Source organism: Rubellimicrobium mesophilum DSM 19309, assembly GCF_000600335.2.
In the GTDB taxonomy this organism is placed as follows: Bacteria; Pseudomonadota; Alphaproteobacteria; order Rhodobacterales; family Rhodobacteraceae; genus Rubellimicrobium; species Rubellimicrobium mesophilum.
Genome location: NZ_KK088553.1, coordinates 16895 through 35310, shown reverse-complemented (window position 1 = coordinate 35310; position 18416 = coordinate 16895). Strand labels below are relative to the sequence as shown.

Annotated in this window: 16 protein-coding genes and 1 riboswitch; of the genes, 11 read left to right on the top strand and 5 right to left on the bottom strand. The window is 71.6% G+C overall.

Annotated features, from left to right (window positions below; genetic code table 11):
• Nucleotides 1-24 precede the first annotated feature (24 nt).
• The 10 genes from RUMESO_RS03085 to RUMESO_RS28275 all read left to right on the top strand — a co-directional run bounded on the left by RUMESO_RS03085 (nucleotide 25) and on the right by RUMESO_RS28275 (nucleotide 12449).
• A complete protein-coding gene (locus RUMESO_RS03085) occupies nucleotides 25-972 on the top strand; it encodes an ABC transporter permease (RefSeq protein WP_037278036.1) in 948 nt (315 codons plus the stop codon).
• Nucleotides 973-976: 4 nt separating this feature from the next.
• Nucleotides 977-1903, top strand: coding sequence for an ABC transporter permease (locus RUMESO_RS03080; RefSeq protein ID WP_425414863.1), 927 nt, complete (start codon nucleotides 977-979; stop codon nucleotides 1901-1903).
• Between the two features lie 4 nt (nucleotides 1904-1907).
• Nucleotides 1908-3524, top strand: a complete 1617-nt coding sequence (locus tag RUMESO_RS03075; RefSeq protein WP_037278035.1) for an ABC transporter ATP-binding protein — start codon at nucleotides 1908-1910, stop codon at nucleotides 3522-3524.
• A 254-nt stretch (nucleotides 3525-3778) separates the two neighbouring features.
• Complete coding sequence (locus RUMESO_RS03070; RefSeq protein ID WP_082483319.1) at nucleotides 3779-7441, top strand: PAS domain-containing hybrid sensor histidine kinase/response regulator; 3663 nt, start codon at nucleotides 3779-3781, stop codon at nucleotides 7439-7441.
• A 115-nt stretch (nucleotides 7442-7556) separates the two neighbouring features.
• Entirely contained in the window at nucleotides 7557-8561 is a 1005-nt protein-coding gene (locus RUMESO_RS03065) for an ABC transporter substrate-binding protein (protein WP_037278034.1), read from the top strand.
• Nucleotides 8562-8862: 301 nt separating this feature from the next.
• Nucleotides 8863-9753 carry a carbohydrate ABC transporter permease gene (locus RUMESO_RS03055; protein WP_245639118.1) on the top strand — a complete coding sequence of 297 codons (891 nt, stop codon included), beginning with the start codon at nucleotides 8863-8865 and terminating at the stop codon, nucleotides 9751-9753.
• Nucleotide 9754: 1 nt separating this feature from the next.
• Complete coding sequence (locus tag RUMESO_RS03050) at nucleotides 9755-10705, top strand: carbohydrate ABC transporter permease (protein ID WP_051520959.1); 951 nt, start codon at nucleotides 9755-9757, stop codon at nucleotides 10703-10705.
• Between the two features lie 2 nt (nucleotides 10706-10707).
• Nucleotides 10708-11055 (top strand): hypothetical protein, encoded by a 348-nt coding sequence (locus RUMESO_RS03045; protein WP_037278033.1) that lies wholly within the window; start codon nucleotides 10708-10710, stop codon nucleotides 11053-11055.
• A complete protein-coding gene (locus RUMESO_RS03040; protein WP_037278031.1) occupies nucleotides 11055-11759 on the top strand; it encodes a polysaccharide deacetylase family protein in 705 nt (234 codons plus the stop codon). Before RUMESO_RS03045 ends, RUMESO_RS03040 begins: the two co-directional genes overlap by 1 nt.
• A gap of 435 nt (nucleotides 11760-12194) precedes the next feature.
• Nucleotides 12195-12449 (top strand): polysaccharide deacetylase family protein, encoded by a 255-nt coding sequence (locus RUMESO_RS28275; protein ID WP_082483318.1) that lies wholly within the window; start codon nucleotides 12195-12197, stop codon nucleotides 12447-12449.
• On the opposite strand, the gene RUMESO_RS03035 is transcribed toward RUMESO_RS28275, so the two are convergent.
• The 5 genes from RUMESO_RS03035 to RUMESO_RS03015 form a co-directional block, all read right to left on the bottom strand.
• Nucleotides 12341-13087, bottom strand: a complete 747-nt coding sequence (locus RUMESO_RS03035) for a 5-deoxy-glucuronate isomerase (RefSeq protein WP_037278030.1) — start codon at nucleotides 13085-13087, stop codon at nucleotides 12341-12343. The genes RUMESO_RS28275 and RUMESO_RS03035 overlap by 109 nt on opposite strands.
• 5 nt (nucleotides 13088-13092) lie before the next feature.
• On the bottom strand, nucleotides 13093-14469 hold the full coding sequence (locus RUMESO_RS03030; RefSeq protein WP_051520958.1) for a family 4 glycosyl hydrolase: 1377 nt from the start codon (nucleotides 14467-14469) through the stop codon (nucleotides 13093-13095).
• 53 nt (nucleotides 14470-14522) lie between these two features.
• Entirely contained in the window at nucleotides 14523-15503 is a 981-nt protein-coding gene (locus RUMESO_RS03025; protein WP_037278029.1) for a 2-hydroxyacid dehydrogenase, read from the bottom strand.
• A gap of 91 nt (nucleotides 15504-15594) precedes the next feature.
• A complete protein-coding gene (locus RUMESO_RS03020; protein WP_037278028.1) occupies nucleotides 15595-16206 on the bottom strand; it encodes an NAD(P)H-dependent oxidoreductase in 612 nt (203 codons plus the stop codon).
• A 1-nt stretch (nucleotide 16207) separates the two neighbouring features.
• Nucleotides 16208-17200 (bottom strand): potassium channel beta subunit family protein, encoded by a 993-nt coding sequence (locus RUMESO_RS03015; protein ID WP_037278026.1) that lies wholly within the window; start codon nucleotides 17198-17200, stop codon nucleotides 16208-16210.
• A 96-nt stretch (nucleotides 17201-17296) separates the two neighbouring features.
• Nucleotides 17297-17399, top strand: a riboswitch (TPP riboswitch).
• A gap of 32 nt (nucleotides 17400-17431) precedes the next feature.
• Here RUMESO_RS03015 and thiB point away from each other — a divergent pair.
• A complete protein-coding gene (gene thiB / locus RUMESO_RS03010) occupies nucleotides 17432-18409 on the top strand; it encodes a thiamine ABC transporter substrate binding subunit (protein WP_037278025.1) in 978 nt (325 codons plus the stop codon).
• Nucleotides 18410-18416 lie beyond the last annotated feature (7 nt).

Sequence of the window (18416 nt, the reverse complement as noted above, 5' to 3'; positions counted from 1 at the left end):
GGCCGCGCGCCCGGAGGTCGCGGCATGATCTGGCGCATGGTCGGGCAGCGGCTCGCCCTGGGGGCGCTGGTGCTGCTCGCCATCACGGTCGTCATCTTCGGGGCCATCGAGCTCCTGGGCGCGGACTTCGCCCAGCAGCGGCTCGGGCAGTCGGCGACCGAGGAGACGCTGGCGGCGCTGCGCGAGCAGATGGGGCTGAACCGGCCCGCCTGGGTGCGCTACGGCGCCTGGATCGGCGGGGCGGTGCGGGGCGACTTCGGGGTCTCCATGGCGAACAACCGGCCCATCGCGGACTTGATGGCGGGGCGGCTCGGGAACACGCTGTTCCTGGCGGCCTTTGCCGCGGTGATGTCGGTGCCCTTGTCCATCGGGCTCGGGCTGCTGGCGGCGCTGTGGCGGAACTCGTGGTTCGACCGGGCGGCCAACGTGGGGACGCTGACGGCCATCGCCTTCCCGGAGTTCTTCGTGGCCTACATCCTCGTCTACCTGATCGGATCCACGGGGCTGTTCCCGACGCTGGCCAGCATCCCGCCGGGGGCCACGTTCCTCGAGCGGCTGCACGTCACCTTCCTGCCGGCGCTGACGCTGACGCTGGTGGTGACGGCGCACATGATGCGGATGACGCGGGCGGCGATCGTGAACCTGCTGGCCTCGCCCTACATCGAGATGGCGCGGCTCAAGGGCGTGCCGCGCGCGCGGGTGATCTGGCGGCACGCGCTGCCGAACGCGCTGTCACCCATCATCAACGTGGTGGCGCTGAACCTCGCCTACCTCGTGACGGGCGTCGTCGTGGTCGAGGTGGTCTTCGTCTATCCGGGGCTCGGGCAGCTCATGGTCGATGCCGTGCGGACGCGGGACGTGCCGGTGGTGCAGGCGGCGGCGCTGATCTTCGCGGCGGTCTACGTGATCCTGAACCTCCTGGCGGACGTGCTCTCGACGCTGTCGAACCCGCGCCTGATGCATCGGAGGTGACGGGGTGACGGCGGTTCTCACCTGGGCGGCCTGGGTCGCGGGGGCCTTCGCGGGGGCGGCGGCGCTGGGCGGGGCCTTCCGGGCGGTGGTCTGGCGCCTGCTGGGCGGGCCGGTGGCGCGGGCGGTGAGGACCATGCCGCTGTCGGCGGCCTTCGGGATGGCGGTGATCGCGCTCTACGTGGTCGTGGCGCTCCTGGCGCCCTGGATCGCGCCCTTCGGGGAGCGGGAGGTCGTGGGCGGGCAATACCTGCCCTGGGATTCGACCCATTGGCTCGGGACCGACAACCTCGGGCGCGACATGTTCAGCCGGCTCATCTACGGCGCGAGGAACACCGTGGGGATCGCGCTGGCGACGACCGCGCTGGCCTTCGGCGTGGGGGCGGCGCTGGGGCTGACGGCGGCGGCGACGGGGGGCTGGGTGGACATGGTCCTGAGCCGGATCGTGGACCTCCTGATGGCGATCCCGGCGCTGATCCTGTCGCTGCTGCTGCTGACGCTGCTGGGGGCCAGCATCCCCAACATGATCCTGGTGATCGCGCTGATCGACGCCACGCGGGTGTTCCGGCTGTCGCGGGCGGTGGCGATGGACGTGGTGGTGATGGACTACGTGGAGGCGGCGCGGCTGCGGGGCGAGGGGCTCGCGCACATCGTGCGGCGGGAGATATTGCCGAACGCGATGGCGCCGCTGATCGCGGAGTTCGGGCTGAGGTTCTGCTTCGTGTTCCTGTCGATCTCGGCGCTGTCGTTCCTGGGGCTGGGCATCCAGCCGCCCACGGCGGACTGGGGGAGCATGGTCAGGGACACGGCGACGCTCATCACCTTCGGGGACATCACGCCGCTGCTGCCCGCCGGGGCCATCGCGCTTCTGACGGTGGCGGTCAACTTCGTGGTGGACTGGCAGCTCCACCGCGCCAGCGGGCTGAAGGACTGACGGGATGGCGGGGTCGCTCCTCCTCGACATGAGGGACGTGCACATCGAGGGGCGGTCGGGCGACGCCTGGCTGCCCATCGTCAAGGGCGTGGACCTCCAGCTCCACCGGGGCGAGGTGCTGGGGCTGATCGGGGAGTCGGGGGCCGGGAAGAGCACGCTGGGCCTCGCGGCGATGGGCTACGTGCGGGGCGGGACGCGCATCTCACGGGGGGAGGTGACGTTCGACGGCACCGACCTCGTCACGGCGCCGGAGTCGTTCCGGCGGGGCCTGCGGGGCAAGCGCATCGCCTATGTGGCGCAGTCGGCGGCGGCGAGCTTCAACCCCGCGCACAAGCTGATCGACCAGTTCTGCGAGGCGCCGGTGATGCACGGCGTCCTGGGGCGCGGGGAAGCCGAGCGGCAGGCGGTGGACCTCTACCGCCGGATGCGGCTGCCGGACCCGGAGGGGATCGGGTTCCGCTACCCCCACCAGGTGAGCGGCGGGCAGCTCCAGCGGGCGATGACGGCGATGGCGATGGCCTGCAAGCCCGACCTCATCATCTTCGACGAGCCGACGACGGCGCTGGACGTGACCACGCAGATCGAGGTGCTGGCGGCGATCCGGGACATCGTGGACCAGTCGGGGACGGCGGCGATCTACATCACCCACGACCTCGCCGTGGTCGCGCAGATGGCGGACCGCATCAAGGTGCTGCTGCGCGGCGACGAGGTGGAGGAGGCGCCGACGCGGGAGATGCTGGCGAGTCCGCGGCAGGCCTACACCCGGAGCCTCTGGGCGGTGCGGAGCCACCGCCGTCCCGAGCAGCCGCCCGCGCGCGAGGCGCCGGTGCTGGAGGTGCGGGCGGTCTCGGCGGGCTACGGGGCGGTCAAGGTGCTCCATGACGTGAGCTTCGACCTGCATCGCGGGCGCACGGTGGCGGTGGTCGGGGAGTCGGGGTCGGGCAAGAGCACCACGGCGCGGGTGATCGCGGGGCTGCTGCCCGCGTCCAGGGGCGAGGTGCGGATCGAGGGGCGGCCGGTCGCCCCGAGCTTCAAGGCGCGCCCCAAGGAGGAGCTGCGGGCCGTGCAGCTCATCCACCAGTCGGCGGACACCTCGCTGAACCCCAAGCAGCGGGTGCGGGAGATCCTGGGGCGGCCCGTCGCCTTCTACGCGGGGATGTCGGGGGCCAAGGTGGAGGCGCGGGTGCGGGAGCTCCTGCGGATGATCGAGCTGGAGCCCGACAGCTTCATCGACCGGCTGCCGGGGGAGCTCTCGGGCGGGCAGAAGCAGCGGGTGTCGCTGGCCCGGGCGCTCGCGGCCGAGCCCCGGGTGCTGATCTGCGACGAGGTGACGAGCGCGCTCGACCAGATCGTGGCGGAGGGGATCCTGAAGCTCCTCGACCGGCTGCAGAGGGAGCTGGACCTCGCCATCATGTTCATCACCCACGACCTCGCCACGGTGCGGGCCATCGCGGACGGCGTGGTGGTGATGAAGGGTGGGCGCGTGGTGGACGAGGGGACCAAGGCCGACGTCTTCACGCCGCCGCACCACCCCTACACCGAGCTGCTGCTGTCCTCGGTCCCCGAGATGGACCCGGGCTGGCTGGACCGGGTGCTGGAGGCGCGGGCGGCGCGGGCCTGACGGGGCCGGCGTCCCGGGGATCGTCCCCCGTTCGCGGCAGGCCTGGGCCGGCTGCCCAGGCCTCTTGCGTCCGCCGCCGCGCGGGCTCCCGGCGCCGCCGGGTCAAGCGGGCAGGGACATTGAAGGCGGGAGGCCCGGGAATAGATGCTGGGGCATCGAGACAGGTCGGGAGGTCCGTTCATGCCGCTGCGATCCCGTTCGGGCGCCCCCGCCGCAAGGACGGGACCCTCCGGGCCTCGGGCTCGGCGCGGCTGATGGAGGCCCTGTCGCCGATCCTCGACGGCCCGGCCCGGAGCCCCGTGGCCCGGATGGTCGCGGATCTCGACTGGGCCTCGACGCCGCTGGGGGCGCCCGAGGGCTGGCCGGTGCCGCTGCGCACGCTCCTGGGCGTGATGATGGGATCGAACCAGCCGATGTTCGTGGCCTGGGGGCCCAAGGGGACGCTGCTCTACAACGATCCCTACGTGGAGGTGCTGGCGGGCAAGCACCCCGCCGCCCTGGGCTGCCCGCTTCTCGACGTGTGGCACGAGATCCGCGACGACCTGGCGCCCATCGTCGAGCGGGTCCTGGGCGGCGAGCCCGTGCAGATGGACGACATCCGCTTCACCCTGGAGCGCCGGGGCTACGCGGAGGAGGCGCATTTCGCCTTCTCCTACACGCCCGTCCGGGACGAGGGGGGTAGCGTCGCCGGCTTCTTCTGCGCCTGCCGGGAGACCACGGGGCAGGTCCTCGCGGAGCGGGGCCTGCGGGACAGCGAGCGGCGGCTCCGCAGCGTGCTCGACGGCATGGACGAGGCCTTCGGCCTCCTGGACCGGGACTTCCGCATCCTGACCTTCAACCAGGCCGCGATGGCGCTGGAGTCGCGGCCGCTGGAGGAGATCCTCGGGCGCTGCCACTGGGAGGTCTATCCGGGCTCCGAGGGCAGCGAGCTCGGCCGCCTCTACAGGCGGGCCATGGACGAGCGGGTGCCCGTGGAGCTCGAGCACCGCTACGTCTGGCCGGACGGGACGCCGCGCTGGCTCGACATGCGGGCCTATCCGGTGCCGGAGGGGCTCGCGGTGTTCTGGCGCGACATCACGGCGCGCAAGGAGGCCGAGGCGCGGCTTCGCGCGAGCGAGGCGCGGGCGCGGGAGGAGGCGGAGAGGGTGCAGCTCGCGCTCGACTCCGGGGCGATCCTGGGGACCTGGGAATGGGACATCCCGGCCGACCGCTTCACCGCCGGCGAGATCTTCGCCCGGTCCTTCGGGCTCGATCCTGAGGCGTGCCGGACGGGCCTGCCCATCGGGCGCGTGGTCGAGACGGTGCATCCCGAGGACCTCCCGGACCTGGTGGCCACCATCGGGAGGGCCGTCGCGGAGGGCGGGCTCTCGGTGCGGCAATACCGCGTGGGCCGAGCGGACGGGCTCTACTACTGGGTCGAGGCGGCCGGGCGCGTGGACCTCGGGCCCGACGGCAAGCCCCTGCGGTTCCAGGGGGTGCTGATCGACGCCGAGCCGCGCCGGGCGGCGGAGGCCGAGCGCGACCGGGCGATGCGGCTCCTCAAGGCCTTCGTCGAGGCGGTGCCGGGCGTGGTCTACGCCAAGGACCGCGAGGGGCGGATGCTGGTCGGCAACCGCGGCACGAGCGAGCTCATCGGCAAGCCGCCGGAGGAGTACCTGGGCCTGACCGACGCCGAGTTCCTGGAGGACGAGGCGCAGGCGCGCGCCGTCATGGAGACCGACCGGCGCATCATGGACTCGGGCCAGGCCGAGCAGGTCGAGGAGGAGGTGCGCCTGGCCGACGGGACCCCGGCGGTGTGGCTCTCCACCAAGGCGCCGATGCGCGACGCCGAGGGGCGGGTGGTGGGGCTGATCGGCTCCTCGGTGGACATCACGGCGCGCAAGGCGGCCGAGGCGGCGCTGCGGGAGAGCGAGGAGCGCTTCCGCTTCGCGCTGGACGCGGCGGGCGGCATCGGCACCTGGGACTGGGACGTGGCGCGGGACCTCGTCCACACCAGCGAGCACTTCGCGCGGACCTACGGGATCGACCCCGGGCGCGCCCGGGCGGGCCTGCCCGTGGAGGACTACGTGGGCGGCATCCACCCCGACGACCGGGCCGAGGTCGCGCGGCTGATCGGGGAGGCGCTGGCCACGGGGGGCGAGTACCGGGCCGAATACCGCATCCTGGACGGTGACGGCGAGGTGCACTGGGTGGTGGCGCGGGGGCGCTGCCTGACGGACGATGCGGGGCGGCCCGTCCGCTTCCCGGGGGTGACCTTCGACATCACCGACCGCAAGGCCGTGGAGGCGCGGGCGCTGGAGAGCGAGTCGCGGCTGCGCGCGGTCCTGGAGGCGGTGCCGGTGGGCCTGGTCTTCGCCGACGCGCGGGGCTGGATCACCGGTGGCAACGCGCGGGTGGAGGGGATCCTGGGCCATTCGATCCTGCATTCCCGGGGCGTCGAGGACTACGGCCGCTGGATCTCCTTCCACCCGGACGGGCGGCAGGTCGAAGGGCGGGAGTATCCGCTCGCCCGGGCGCTGGCCGGCGAGGAGCGGCCGGAGCTCGAGGTGAGCTACCAGCGCGGCGACGGGCGGCGCGCCTGGGTCAGGTTCATCGCCTCGGCGGTGCGCGACGCGGACGGCGCCGTCACGGGCGGCGTGGTGGCCTCGCTCGACATGGACCGCGAGCGGCGGGCCGAGGAGGAGCTCAGGCACCTGAACGAGACGCTGGAGCGCCGGGTGGCCGAGGCCATCGCCGAGCGCGAGAGGGCCGAGGAGGCGCTGCGGCAGGCGCAGAAGATGGAGGCGGTCGGGCAGCTCACCGGCGGGATCGCCCACGACTTCAACAACATGCTGGCGGCCGTGATGGGGTCGCTGGACCTCCTCGGGCGGCGGATCGGAGAGGAGGACGCGCGGGCGCGGCGCTACGTGGGCGCGGCCATGGAGGGGGCCCGGCGGGCGGCGACGCTGACGCAGCGGCTCCTCGCCTTCTCGCGCCAGCAGCCGCTCAGGCCCGAGCCCATCGACGCCAACCGCCTCGTGCAGGGGATGTCGGACCTGCTGCGGCGGTCGCTCGGGGCGGGGGTGAAGCTCGAGACGGTGCTGGCCGGCGGGCTGTGGCGCACCAGCGCCGACCCCAACCAGCTCGAGAACGTGATCCTGAACCTGGCGCTGAACGCGCGGGACGCGATGCCCGAGGGCGGGCGGCTGACCATCGAGACGGTGAACGCGCATCTCGATTCGCGCTACTCGGCGCGGCACCTGGGCGTGCCGGCGGGGCAATACGTGCAGATCGCGGTGACCGACACCGGCCATGGCATGACCCCGGAGGTCATGGCCCGCGCCTTCGACCCCTTCTACACGACCAAGCCCGTGGGGCAGGGGACGGGGCTGGGGCTGAGCCAGGTCTACGGCTTCGTGCGCCAGTCGGGCGGGCACGTGAAGCTCTACTCGGAGCCCGGACAGGGCACGACGGTGAAGATCTACCTGCCGCGCCTCCCCGGGCCGCATCCCGAGGAGCCCCCGGGCGAGCGGCGCGAGGACCTGCCCCTGGGCGAGGCGCAGGAGGTCGTGCTCGTGGTCGAGGACGAGGCGGTGGTGCGGCAGTTCACCGTCGATGCGCTGGGCGAGCTCGGCTACCGCGTGCTGGCGGCGGAGAGCGCCGGGGCCGCGCTGCGGCTCCTCGACGCGCACCCGGAGGTGCAGCTCCTCTTCACCGACGTGGTGATGCCCGACATGGACGGGCGGCGGCTGGCCGACGAGGCGCTGCGGCGGCGGCCCGATCTCCGGGTGCTCTTCACCACGGGCTATTCGCGCAACGCGGTGGTCCACAACGGCGTGCTCGATCCCGGGGTGCACCTGATCGGCAAGCCCTTCACCGTCGAGGCGCTGGCGGCCAAGCTGCGCGAGGTGCTGGACGGGATGCCGGCGCAGGCCTGACGGGCGGCGGGCCGTTGGACAAGCGGGCCTGCGCGCCTAGCATCCTCCTCGGCAGCAAGGCCGCCCCCGGCCCGCGGGACCGGGGCGAGAACACGCGCAACGGGGAGAGACGTTCATGACACGACGGCTGATGGGGGCCCTCGGGGCCTGCTCGGCGCTGGGGCTCCTGGCCTCGGTCGCGGTGGCGCAGGAGGCGAAGACCATCCAGGTCGCCACCCACTACACCGAGGAGCAGGCGGCGCCGCTGCTCGAGTGCTTCCGGGCCTACGAGGCGGAGCATCCGGGCGTCACCGTCGAGCACCAGCAGACGGCCTACGGCGACTTCCTGCAGACGATCCTGACGAGCCGCGTGGGGGGCACCGCGCCCGACATCTACAACGTCTACTCGGTCTGGGTGCCGCAGCTCGCCGCGGCCGGGACGCTGGAGGCGCCGCCGCAGGAGATGGCGGACTTCATCACCCAGAACTACTCGCCCGCGACGGTGGGGGCGGCGACCATCGGCGGCCAGCTCTGGGGCGTGCCGACCGAGCTGTCGGTCTATGCGCTGGTCTACAACAGGAAGCTGCTGGAGGCGGCGGGCACCACCGAGCCGCCCAAGACCTGGGCCGAGCTGCGCGAGATCGCCCAGAAGATCACCAGGACCAACGACCAGGGGAACATCGACGTGGGCGGCTACGCCTACGGGACCTCGGTCGCGGAGGGGGTGCACCCGCTCTACAGCCAGATGTTCGCGGCGGGCGTCGCGCCCTTCGCGGAGGACGGGAGGTCCACGAACCTGACCTCGCCGCAGGCGGTGAAGATCCTGGGCGACCAGGCGGCGCTCTTCGCGGACGGCATCACCTCGAACGCGATCACCACGGACAACTTCGCCTCGGGCGCGGTGGGGATGCAGATCAGCGCCAACTGGAACAAGTTCGGCTGGCAGGAGGCCTTCGGCGACCAGTTCGCGGACACCGTGGGGGTGGCGCCGATCCCGCATGACGAGGGGCCGGGGGGACGATGCTCTATTCGTTCCTCTGGGCGGTGGATTCGACCTCGGACGCCAAGGACGAGGCCTGGGACCTCCTGCGCTACATCGGCACGCCGGGCGAGGACGGGCTCACCTGCACGGGGCGGATGATGAAGGGGATGGGCTCCTTCTCGGGCGCGAACGCCGACCTCGAGGTGATGGGGCGGGACGCGGATGCCTTCGACAAGGCCTATCTCGACGAGGTGACCTCCGGCCGCGCCGTGACGCAGCCCAACATCTGGCAGGCGTCGGAGGTGGACCGCATCCTGCGCGGCTACATCGACCAGGCCTGGGCCGGGACCATGAGCGCCGAAGACGCCTTGACGCAGGCCGACGCGGAAATCCAGGCTATCCTCGACGAGCAGCCCTAATGACGACCCGCCCGGGGCGCCGTCCGGAGAGGAGGCGTCCCGTGCTGTCCCGGCTCAACTCCAAGGAGGTGGCGCCCTGGCTCTTCCTGAGCCCGGTGATCCTCTTCGCGCTGGTGTTCTTCGTCCTGCCCGTCGGGTTCGCGGCCTATGTGAGCCTGACGACCTGGGACTCCCTCACCCCGCCGCGCTGGGTGGGGGCGAAGAACTACCAGTACCTCTTCGCCACCGACCCGGTGTTCCTCAAGACGCTGTGGCAGACGCTGTATTTCGCCGTCGGGACGCTGGCGATCGGGGTGCCGCTCGCGCTGCTGGTCGCGCTGGCCTTCAGCAAGGTGCGGCACCAGGGGGCGTGGCGAGTGGCCTACACACTCCCGATGGTGACCAACATCGTGGCGGTGGCCTTCATCTTCACCTTCGTGCTGCGGCAGACGGACGGCCTGCTGAACCGGCTGCTGGGACTTTTGGGGCTGCCGGGGCCGGGGTGGCTGACGGACCCCCGGCTCGCCATGCTGTCGGCGATCCTCGTCTTCGTCTGGATGGAGCTGGGGCGGAACATGCTGCTCTTCGCGGCGGGGCTGGGGAGCATCGACGAGAGCTATTCCGAGGCGGCGCGGCTGGACGGGGCGAGCGAATGGCAGGTGTTCCGGCACGTGACGCTGCCGCTGCTGCGGCCCACGGTCCTCTTCGTGGTCATCACCGGCTTCATCTCGGGGATGAGCTACTTCACCCTGATGCTGGTGCTGTTCCCCGGCACGCAGGGCGGGCCGTCGCGCGCCGCGCTGACGACCGGGCAGTACATGTACCAGATGGCCTTCGAGGACCTGCGGATGGGGCGGGCCTCGGCGGTGGCCTACGTGCTCTTCGCGCTGGTCTTCGTGGCCTCGCTGGTGCAGCTCCGGTTGCTGCGCCGGGGCGGGATGGAGGCGCCCTAGGATGGCCGAGGACTCCGTCCCCCTCGCCGCGCCCGCCGTCGCCGCCGTGGCGGAGGCCGCCGCGCCGCGCCGGCGTCCAAGGGGGCCGGGGCTCTGGGCGGTGCTGAAATACGCGGCCCTGACGCTGGGGGCGCTGGCGATGCTGCTGCCCTTCCTCGACATGGTGCTGGGGGCGCTGCGGACGCCGGCGGAGCGGCTGGCGCGGCCGCCGGTCTACTGGCCGCAGGACCCCCAGTGGGGCAACTTCGTCCGGGTCTTCGACGAGCTGCCGATGCTGCGCTGGACGCTCAACAGCCTGGGCGTGACGCTGGCGATCACGGTGCTGCAATGCCTGACCTCGGCCATGGCGGGCTATGCGCTGGCCAAGTTCCGCTTTCCCGCGCGGCTCGCGGTGTTCCGCTTCGCGGTCGGGGCGCAGATGTTCCCCTTCTTCATCTTCCTGATCCCGTGGTTCTTCATCCTGCGCTACTTCCCGCTCGCGGGGGGGAATGGCTGGACCGGCTCGGGCGGGGCGGGGTTCCTGGGAAGCTACACGGCGCTGATCCTGCCTTTCGCGGTGTCCTGGTACGGCATCTTCCTGATGCGGCAGTTCTTCCTGGCGATCCCGGACGAGCTGATCGACGCGGCGCGGATCGACGGGGCGGGGGAGTTCTACATCTTCTTCCGCATCGCCCTGCCGCTGGTGGGGTCGGGCCTCGCCACGCTCGCCATCTTCGTGTTCCTCTACCACTGGAACGAGGTGCTCTGGACGCTGACGGTCACGCGGACGGCGCCCGACCTGCAGACGCTGCCGGTGGGGATCTACCTGCTGCGCGGCGCCTACGAGAACGAGGCCACGAAGTCGGTGCAGCAGGCGGCGATCGTGATCTCGATCCTGCCCGTGATAATTGTCTTCCTTCTTCTTCAAAGGTATTATGTCGCTAGCGTGACCTCGGGCAGCGTCAAGGGCTAGCCATGATCAACTTCTCATTGCCTCCCCTTCCCGAGGAGGAGGTCGATGCGCGCTTGGCCGACATGGAGCGGCTGGGCAACCGCGACTACAAGGAGATCGGCGTGCCGATGTTCCTCGTGGCCGAGGACCTGACGGAGGGGGCCAGGCCCCGTTCCGGCGGGGACGGCTCGGGCCGCATCCTCGCGCTGCTGCTGGCCGAGGGGGCCGAGGCGCTGCGGACGCGGCGGCCCGACCTCGATGCCGAGGACATCGCCCGCCTGATCGAGGCGCTCGCCGACCGGCACTTCCTGTCGCTGGCCGCGCCGTCCTTCAGCCGCGCGACCGAGCTTCATCCCGAGACGGCCTCCTGATGGGCGAGCTGCTCCTCCCCGGCGGCTTCGACGAGACGCTGGCCGCGCTGGTGCGCGGGCTCTCGGCGGGGCGGGTGCTGCGCGTGGTCAACTTCCATGCCACGCCCAGCTACCGGCGCGAGGAGTATCGCCGCCAGTTCGAGGCCTATGCGCGGCTCTTCGCGCCGATCACGCCGCAGGACTTCGACTCGGCCTTCGATGGCACTTGGACCGACGCGCGGCCGGGGCTGATGCCGGTGCTCTTCAGGGTCCGCGACAACGTGGACGTGATGCTCCCCATCCTGGAGGAGTTCGGGTTCAAGGGCTGGTTCTTCGTCCCCTCGGCCTTTCCGGCGGTCGTGCCGGACGTGCAGCGGAGCTACGCCAAGGCGCACAAGCTCCACGTCCCCGCCCGGGACGAGTATCCGGGCGAGCGGATCGTGATGACTTGGGACGAGGCGCGCGACCTCGCGGGGCGGGGCCATGGCTTCGCCTGCCATTCGCGCAGCCACTTCGACCTGAGGCCCGACACGCCGGACCATGTCCTCTGGGACGAGATCCACACCGCCGCCAACGAGATGCGGGCGGGGATCGGCTGGCCGGTGGAGATCTTCTGCTGGCTGCACGGCGCCGAGACGGGGGTGAACCCGCGCGCCGACGAGATGCTGCGCGAGGCGGGGTTCCGCTACCTCTTCTCGAACTTCAAGGTCCAGAGGCTGGCCTGATGGACGCCGAGGCCCTGGTCCGGGCCTTTGCCGGCGGGCCGCCGATCCGGGCCGTCAACTTCCACAACACGCCGGTTCATCGGGCCGAGGAGTACGACCGGCAGCTTGGGGCGCTGGCCGAACGGTTCGGGCCGGTGACGGAGGACGACCTCGCGGCGTTCCTGGCCACGGGGAGGTGGACCCGGTCGCGGCCGGGCGTGGTGATCGCTCTCTACAACGGCTACCGGAACAACTTCGACGTGATGCGGCCCCTGCTGGAGAGGCATGGGCTGGTGGGCTGGTTCTTCGTGGCCTCGGGCTACGTGGGCTGCCCGGTGGCGGAGCAGCTTGCGTTCGGCGCGGCGCATACGCTGGCCACGATCCCGGACGAATACCCGGACGGGCGGTATGCGCTGAGCTGGGACGAGGTGCGGGAGCTGGACCGCGCGGGGGCACGTGATCGCGAGCCACACGCGGACGCATACGCGGGTCTCGGAGGGGGATGCCGTGGCGCTGGAGGCGGAGATCGTGGGCTCGCAGCAGGACTTCCGGCGCGAGCTCGGCCATCCGGTGCGGGCCTTCGCGTGGCTCATGGGCTCTCCTTACGGGGAGAATCCGGTGGCCGACGCGCTGGTGGACCGGGCGGGGTACGAGGTCCTGTTCTCGAACTTCCGGGTGCAGCGGCTGCCGGGGCTGAGGCCGGCGGCCTGACTCGGGCCCAGACGCTCTATTGAGCGGCCACCACGAGGATCTCGCCCTCGCCGGTGACCCCTGGCGCCCTCGCCGGGGGAGAGGGCAAGCGTGTGCGACGGCGGCAGCTCCCGGTCGCCCAGGCGGGCAGGGCCGGTGAGATGGGCCAGGCGCTCCACATCCTCGCCCAGCCCGGCGGAGGCGTCGGTCTCGCCTTCGAGGGGGAGAAGGCGGAGGCGCAGGCGCTCGGCGGGCTCCTCGATGGCGAGCACCCCTTCGACGGGACGGAAGGCGCGGGGGGCGGAGGCGGAGGAGGGACGGGCGCGGGCGTAGGCGACGGTGGCGGGGGTGAGCGGCTGGAGTCGATAGTGATGGTCGGGCGGCAGGTAGATCGCCCAGTCGCCATCGGCGTCGAGCTGGAACTCGGCCTGGTGCGTGCCCGTGACGGCGATGGAGACAGCGCCGGCGAGGAGGACGACGAGAACCTCGTCCGCCTCGGCCTCGCCGTTGATCTCCGTCCCGTCGGTGAACTCGTAGACGCGGAGGCTCACGAGGTCGCGGAAGCCGGTGACGGACTGGTCGATGTCCACCGGGCGCGGCGTGGGGCCGACGCCGGGGAGGTCGATGCTGCGGTCGAAGTCGGGGGCGATGAGCTGCATGGGACTCAGGCGAACTGGGGCAGGTGGTCGCGGTGGGCGGCGAGGAGATCGTCGCGCAAGGCTCTCGCCTTGGCCGGGTCGGTGACGCCGCCGTCGGCGAGCATGGCCTCGAGCATGACCTCGCGGTCGCCCGAGACGGCGGCCTCGACGGTCAGCTCCACGGCGTGGATCTTGGCCTTCAGCTTCTCGACCAGCGGCTCGGGGAGGTCGTCGGCGAGGAGGGGGACGAAGCCGCCGGCGGTGGCGCTCGCGTTGCACTCGATGACCGCGTTGAGGGGGAGGTAAGGCGCCTGACCCCGGTTCGGGATGTTGACCGAGAAGACCGCCCGGCCGTCGCCCATCAGCGAGTGCATGATCTGGAGGAGCTGCTCCGACTCGCCCGGCAGGTTGTCCCAGCGGTCCTGGGGCAGGGGCTCCTCGGAGCGGGCGAGGGCCAGCATCTCGGCATACCACTGGTCGCCGAGCTGGATGCGCTTGTCGATGGGGAAGGCTTCGCGGCCGAGGAGCCGTCCGTGGTAGGCGCCGTTCGGGAAGAGCTCAGGGAAGAACTCGACGGCGTGGCGGTCCATGGCGCAGGGGAACACGCCGTGGGCCTCGTAGACGCCCCAGGAGAAGGGGTCGTCGGCGTAGCGGGGCGTCTCGCCCGAGGGGACGATGTTGGGCCATTCCTCCTTGCCCGCGATCTCCTGCTCCAAGCCGCGCTTCTGCTCGGCGAGCTTGGCGTGGATGAGGGGCGCGGCGTCCCTGCCCTCCACGAAGAGGCGGGTGAGGAAGGTCAGGTGGTTGAGGCCCACGCCCAAGGAGGTCACGGTGCCGGGCGCGGTGCCGAGGAAGCGGGCGATCTGGTGCTCCACGTGCAGGACGCCGTGGCAGAGGCCGGTGACGGGGACCGAGGTCTCGCGCCGGATCGCGCGGCAGATGGCCGTCATGGGGTTGGAGTAGTTGAAGAAGTGGGCAGTGGGGCAGAGCCTTTCCACATCGCGGGCGATCTCCAGCATGGGCGGGATCATCCGCATGGCGCGGGAGATGCCGCCGGGGAGCATGGTGTCGCCGACGGGCTGGTAGATGCCGTGCTTGCGGGGGACCTCGATGTCGGCCTGCCAGCCGGGGCGGCCGCCGACGGCGATGGTGGTCACGACGAAATGGGCGCCGGGCAGGACCGTCCGCCGGTCGGTCGTGGCGGTGACGGGGATGCGGGCGCCCTTGGACGCGAGCATCTTGCCCACGAGGCGCTCCACCGCGTCGAGCGTCACGGGGTCGATGTCGACGAGGGCGATCTCCCAGGCCTCCTCCTCGCCCGCGAGGATGATGTCGGCGACGAGGCGCTGGGTGAAGACGGTGCTTCCCGCGCCGATCAGGACGACCTTCTTGCGTTCGGGCATGGGCTTCCTCCCTGCTTCGCTTTCCCTTAGCCGAGGCAGGGGCTCCGATCCACTCACGGGGCGCGGAAGGCCTCGGGGTTGATGGCGTCGGGTGGACATCGGCCATCGAGGGCTGCGAGGGCGTTGTTCACGGCGCGGACGGCGGCGTTCACCTTGGCCGAGGCGGCAAGGCCGGCCTGGTGGGGCGTGAGGACGACGTTGTCGAGGGCGAAGAGGGGGCTTTTGAACAGCGGCTCGGTCTCGAAGACGTCGAGGCCGGCGCCCGCGATGCGGCGGGTGCGGAGCGCCTCGACCAGGGCGGGCTCATCGATCAGCTCGCCGCGCGCGATGTTGATGAGGGCGGCGGAGGGCTTCATCAGGCCGAGCTCGCGGGCGCCGATCATGTGGCGGGTGGCCTCGTTCAGGGAGGCGTAGAGGCTCACCACGTCGGATTCGCGCAGGAGCGTGTCGAGGTCGGTGTAGGTCATCCCCATCTCCTCGCCGAAGGCGGGGTCCGGCGTGCGGGTGTGGCAGAGGAGACGGACGCCGAAGGCCTTGAGGCGGCGGACGGCGGCCTTGCCGATCAGGCCCAGTCCCACGATGCCGACCGTGGCGCCGTAGAGGTCGAGGCTGGTCTGGGTGCGGGCGGCCCAGAGCCCCTGCCGGATGGCGATGTCGCCGGTGCGGATCTGGCGGGTGACGGCGAGCATGAGGCCCAGCGAGAACTCGGCGCATTGCTCGGCGTTCACGCCCTTGACGTTGGTCACGACGATCCCGCGCCGGGTGGCCTCCGCGAGGTCCACGTTGTCGCTGCCGGAGGTGTGCAGCGCGATGACGCGGGCGCGGGGGAGGAGGCCGAGGGCCTCGGCGTCGAGCCACATCAGGCGGCCGGTGACGAGGGCGTCGGCCTGCCTCGGGTCCACGAGGCCGCGCGCCGCGATCACGGGAAGGGGGGTCAGGGCGTCGACGTAGGCGACGCGGTGGCCCGAGGATTCGAGGGCGGCGACGGCGGGGGGCAGCTCGCGCAGCGAGTCGGAGACGACGAGGATGTTCATGCGCGCGTCCCGCCCCGTGCCCTGGTCATGCCGGCCCTCCCCGCCTCCGGGCGAGAATAGGGGAGCGTGCCGGGCCGGCAACCGTGAAGGCTCAGACGGGGATGCGCGCGATCCGGCGGCGGACCACGGCAAGGAAGCGCTCGCGCTGGGCCTCGGTCGAGCGATCCATGTCGTGCCGCGCGAGCCAGAAGGTCCTCGCGTCCCGCGCGACGCAGGGGCGGAGGCCCCGGAGCAGCATCCTGCGACCGGGGGCGCCGATCAGGAACGTCCAGGCCCACCAGGGGGAGCCCAGGGTCGTGACGACGCCGAGGAGCCGGACCTGGGGGAGCCCCGGCCGGATCGCCCCGCCACCCGGATCGGCGTGGAAGGCGACGCCGGGCCGCCAGACCCGGTCGAGCCAGCCCTTGAGCATCGCGGGCGGAGCCATCCACCAGGTGGGGTGGACGAGGACGATCCCCTCGGCCCAGCGCAGCGCCTCCAGATGGGGACCGAGCGTCGGGTCGAGGAGGGCCGGATCGGGGGGCGGCGCGTCGTTGTAGCTGCGTCGCTCCTCGGCGGAGAGGCGCGGGTCGAAGCCCTCGGCGTGGAGGTCGATGGCGCGCACCTCGTGGCCCGCGCCCGCCGCCGCCTCGGTCACGGCCCGGAACAGGGCCGTGCCGAAGCTCTCGGGAACCGGATGGGCGTGGACGACGAGGAGGCGCACCTCAGAAGAAGCGCTGGGGCGCCGGGGGCTTGTTCTGGACGATGCTCTCGATCGCCTCCATGACGTCGGGGGTGAGCTTCTCAACGGCATCCATCGCCGCGAGGTTGTCCTGGAGCTGCGAGAGCCGCGAGGCGCCCAGGATCACCGTCGAGACGCGCGGGTTCTTGAGGCACCAGGCCAGCGCGAGGTGGGTGAGGCTGATGCCCAGCCCGTCAGCCACCTTCTGCAGTTCCTGGATCTGGGCGATCCGGCGCTTGCCTTTCTCGCCCTCGAAGATATCCCGCAGCCATTCGTAGCCCGGCAGCGCCGCGCGGCTGTCCTGGGGGATGCCGTCATTGTACTTGCCGGTCAGGAGCCCCGAGGCCAGCGGCGACCAGATCGTCGTGCCGAGGCCGTAGGTGTCGTAGAGGGGCCGGTAGTCGCCCTCGACCTTCTCGCGCTCGAAGAGATTGTACTGCGGCTGCTCCATGGTGGGCGGGGTCATGCGCCACTCGCGGGCCACCTGATGCGCCTCGGTGATCTGCTGGGCGGACCACTCGGAGGTGCCCCAGTAGAGGACCTTGCCCTGCCGGATCAGGTTGTCCATCGCCCGCACCGTCTCCTCGATGGGGGTGTCGATGTCGGGGCGGTGGCAGAAGTAGAGGTCGAGGTGATCGACCTGCAGGCGGCGGAGCGCGGCGTGGCAGGCCTCGGTGACGTGCTTGGCCGAGAGGCCGCGCTGGGTGGGCAGCTTCCCGCCCCAGAAGACCTTGGAGGAGACGATCCAGGTCTCGCGCGGCCAGTCCAGCTCCTTGAGGGCCTGGCCCATGACGACCTCGGACTGGCCCTGCTCGTAGCCCTCGGCGTTGTCGAAGAAGTTGACGCCGGCGTCGTAGGCGGCGGTCAGCATCTCCTTGGCGAGCGAGGTGTCCACCTGCTTGGCGAAGGTGACCCAGGAGCCGAAGGACAGGGCGCTGACCTGAAGGCCCGATTTTCCGAGGCGGCGGTATTCCATGGGATGTCCTTTCGCGTGAATGCCGGCGCCTAGAGCTAGCGGCGGGGTCGGCGCCTGGAAAGGCCTCTTGCGGCGGCGGGGCCATGGCTTATGTTCCGCGCCACCTCGGGGTGCCCGTCCAGGGCTGAGATGCGTGATCCGCGAACCCGTCGAACCTGAACCGGCTAGTACCGGCGGAGGGAAGGTGGCCAATCGGGGCCTCGCTCGTCCGCCTAACGATAAGGACGACCCATGAGACCCACCCTTGCCGCCCTCCTCGCCCTCGCCGCCGCGCCGGCCTTCGCGGAAGGTAAGCCTGTGCTGACGGTGCTGGCCTATGACAGCTTCACCGCCGAGTGGGGACCGGGGCCGGCGGTCGAGGCGGCCTTCGAGGCCGAGTGCGGCTGCGATCTGCGGTTCGTGACCGCCGGGGACGGGGCGGCGCTGCTGGCGCGGCTGCAGCTCGAGGGCGAGACGACGGACGCGGACGTGGTGCTGGGGCTCGACTCGAACCTCGTGGCGGCGGCGAAGGCGACGGGGCTCTTCGCGCCGCATGGGGCCGCGCCGAAGCTCGACCTGCCGGTGGAGTGGACGGACGACACCTTCCTGCCCTTCGACTGGGGGTGGTTCTCGGTCGTGGGCAAGGCCGGGGGGCCGATGCCGACGAGCTTCCGGGAGCTGGCCGACAGCGATGCGACGCTGGTGATCGAGGACCCGCGCTCCTCGACGCCCGGCCTCGGCCTCGTGCTCTGGATCGAGGCGGCCTATGGCGAGGAGGCGCCGGCAGTCTGGGCGGCGCTGAGGGACAACATCGTCACCGTGACGCCGGGCTGGACCGAGGCCTACAACCTCTTCCTCGAAGGTGAGGCTGACCTCGTGCTGAGCTACACGACCTCGCCGGCCTATCACCTGATCGCGGAGCAGGACCCGGGCTACGTCGCGCTGCCCTTCGAGGAGGGGCATTACCTGCAGGTCGAGGTCGCGGGGAAGGTGGCCTCGACGGACCAGCCGGAGCTGGCGGACCGCTTCCTGGCCTTCATGCTGACCGAGGGCTTCCAGGGCACCATCGCGACGGGGAACTGGATGTATCCGGCGGTCACGCCCGCCGCAGGGCTGCCGGACGGATTCGAGAGCGTGCGGCCCGAGACGACGCTCTACCTCGCCCCCGAGGAGGCCGAGGCGCTGCGCGGGCCGGCGATCGAGCGCTGGCGCACGGCGCTGGCGCAGTGACGCGGTC